The sequence below is a fragment of the Streptococcus sp. GMD6S genome, assembly GCF_000297015.1.
Window position 1 is genome coordinate 1 of the sequence record NZ_AJRH01000101.1, and the last position, 2,797, is coordinate 2,797.

Annotated in this window: 2 protein-coding genes and 1 pseudogene; all 3 read left to right on the top strand. The window is 39.1% G+C overall.

The window, feature by feature from the left end:
* Nucleotides 1-39: 39 nt before the first annotated feature.
* Nucleotides 40-582 (top strand): hypoxanthine phosphoribosyltransferase, encoded by a 543-nt coding sequence (gene hpt / locus GMD6S_RS08705; protein WP_000889405.1) that lies wholly within the window; start codon nt 40-42, stop codon nt 580-582.
* A gap of 15 nt (nt 583-597) precedes the next feature.
* Complete coding sequence (ftsH, locus tag GMD6S_RS08710; protein WP_000744588.1) at nt 598-2,556, top strand: ATP-dependent zinc metalloprotease FtsH; 1,959 nt, start codon at nt 598-600, stop codon at nt 2,554-2,556.
* A gap of 38 nt (nt 2,557-2,594) precedes the next feature.
* Nucleotides 2,595-2,797, top strand: a pseudogene (locus GMD6S_RS12340) (23S rRNA (uracil(1939)-C(5))-methyltransferase RlmD); the annotation flags it as partial.

Below are 2,797 nucleotides of genomic sequence, written 5' to 3' on the forward strand. Positions count from 1 at the left end.
ACACTGTGATTTATATAGAAAAAATAGATAGGTAAAAAGATGTTAGAACACGATATTAAAAAAATCCTCGTTTCACATGATGAAATTACAGAAGCAGCTAAAAAGCTAGGTGCGCAACTAACAAAAGAATATGAGGGGAAAAATCCAATTCTTATTGGAATTCTGAAAGGATCGATTCCTTTTATGGCTGAATTGGTCAAACATATTGATACGCATATCGAGATGGACTTCATGATGGTATCTAGTTACCATGGTGGAACAGCAAGTAGTGGTGTCATCAATATCAAGCAAGACGTGACTCAAGATATCAAAGGAAGACATGTTTTATTTGTAGAGGATATCATTGATACGGGTCAAACTTTGAAGAGTTTGAGAGATATGTTTATTGCAAGAGAAGTAGCTTCTGTTAAAATCGCGACTTTGTTAGACAAACCAGAGGGACGTGTTGTTGAAATTGAAGCGGATTACACTTGCTTTACTATTCCAAATGAGTTTGTAGTAGGTTATGGTTTGGACTATAAAGAAAATTATCGTAACCTTCCTTATGTCGGAGTATTGAAAGAAGAAGTTTATTCAAATTAGAAAGATTTATCTTTAATGAAAAAACAAAATAATGGTTTAGTTAGAAATCCATTTCTATACTTGTTAATTATCTTCTTCCTAGTGACAGGATTCCAGTATTTTTACTCTGGAAATACTGCTGGACGAAGCGAAAAAATTAACTATACAGAACTGGTAAAAGAAATTACTGCAGACAATGTAAAAGAATTAACCTATCAGCCAAATGGTAGCATCATTGAAGTGTCTGGTGTTTATAAAAATCCTAAGACTAGTAAAGAAGAAACGGGAATTCAATTTTTCACTCCTACAGCTACAACAGTAGAAAGATTCTCAAGTACTATTCTTCCGTCTGATTCAACAGTTTCAGAATTGCAAAAACTTGCTTCTGAACATCAGGCAGAAGTAACAGTCAAACATGAGAGTTCAAGCGGTATGTGGATCAATATCCTTGTCTCTGTTGTGCCATTTGCTATTCTTTTCTTCTTCTTATTCTCTATGATGGGAAATATGGGAGGAAATAGTGGCCGAAATCCAATGAGTTTTGGACGTAGCAAGGCCAAAGCTGCTAACAAAGAAGATATCAAGGTACGATTTTCAGATGTTGCAGGTGCCGAGGAAGAAAAACAAGAATTAGTTGAAGTTGTTGAATTCCTAAAAGATCCAAAACGATTTACCAAACTTGGTGCGCGTATTCCTGCGGGTGTTCTTTTAGAGGGACCTCCGGGAACAGGTAAGACCTTACTTGCTAAGGCGGTTGCTGGAGAAGCAGGAGTTCCATTCTTTAGCATCTCAGGATCGGACTTTGTAGAAATGTTTGTCGGAGTTGGGGCTAGCCGAGTTCGTTCACTTTTTGAGGATGCAAAAAAAGCAGCGCCAGCCATCATCTTTATCGATGAAATTGATGCCGTTGGTCGCCAACGTGGTGTCGGTCTTGGTGGAGGTAATGATGAACGTGAACAAACCTTGAACCAACTCTTGATTGAGATGGATGGTTTTGAGGGAAATGAAGGAATTATTGTTATCGCTGCGACGAACCGTTCAGATGTTCTAGATCCAGCTCTTCTCCGTCCAGGACGTTTTGATAGAAAAGTCTTAGTTGGTCGCCCTGATGTTAAAGGTCGTGAAGCAATCTTGAAAGTTCACGCTAAAAATAAACCTCTGGCAGACGATGTGGATTTGAAACTAGTTGCCCAACAAACTCCAGGTTTTGTGGGAGCTGACTTGGAAAATGTTCTAAATGAGGCAGCCTTGGTTGCAGCCCGTCGCAACAAGTCAGTCATTGATGCTTCAGATATTGATGAGGCAGAAGACAGAGTGATTGCTGGACCATCTAAGAAGGATAAAACAGTATCACAAAGAGAACGGGAATTGGTTGCTTATCATGAGGCTGGACATACTATTGTTGGTTTAGTCTTGTCAAATGCCCGTGTTGTTCATAAAGTTACCATTGTACCACGTGGACGTGCAGGTGGTTACATGATTGCGCTTCCGAAAGAGGATCAAATGCTTCTATCTAAGGAAGACATGAAAGAACAATTAGCAGGTTTGATGGGTGGTCGTGTAGCTGAAGAGATTATCTTTAATGTCCAAACGACAGGAGCTTCAAATGACTTTGAACAAGCTACACAGATGGCGCGTGCAATGGTCACTGAATACGGTATGAGTGAAAAACTTGGCCCAGTTCAATACGAAGGTAATCATGCTATGTTTGGTGCACAAAGTCCTCAAAAATCAATTTCAGAACAAACAGCCTATGAGATTGATGAGGAAGTTCGTTCATTATTAAATGAGGCACGAAACAAAGCAGCTGAAATCATTCAGTCAAATCGTGAAACTCATAAGTTGATTGCAGAAGCATTGTTGAAATACGAAACATTAGATAGTACACAGATTAAATCTCTTTACGAAACAGGAAAAATGCCTGAGACAGTAGAAGAGGAATCCCATGCACTATCTTATAATGAAGTGAAATCAAAAATGAGTGAAGAAAAATAAATTTAGAGAGGTTCAACCTCTCTTTTATGTTCTAATGTGATGGCTACCGAGCGGATGCCTTGATAGTTGACCCTCCTCGTACAGGCTTAGATGATAAGCTGTTGGAAACCATTCTGACCTACGTTCCAGACAAAATGGTCTATGTATCCTGCAATGTTTCGACCTTAGCGCGAGATTTGGTTAAACTAGTAAAAGTCTATGACCTCCAGTATATCCAGTCGGTCGATATGTTTCCCCACAC

Bases quoted from the DNA above. Each gene is read 5' to 3' on its own strand.
- hpt (WP_000889405.1), top strand. From the start codon at position 40: ATGTTAGAACACGATATTAAAAAAATCCTCGTTTCACATGATGAAATT.
- ftsH (WP_000744588.1), top strand. From the start codon at position 598: ATGAAAAAACAAAATAATGGTTTAGTTAGAAATCCATTTCTATACTTG.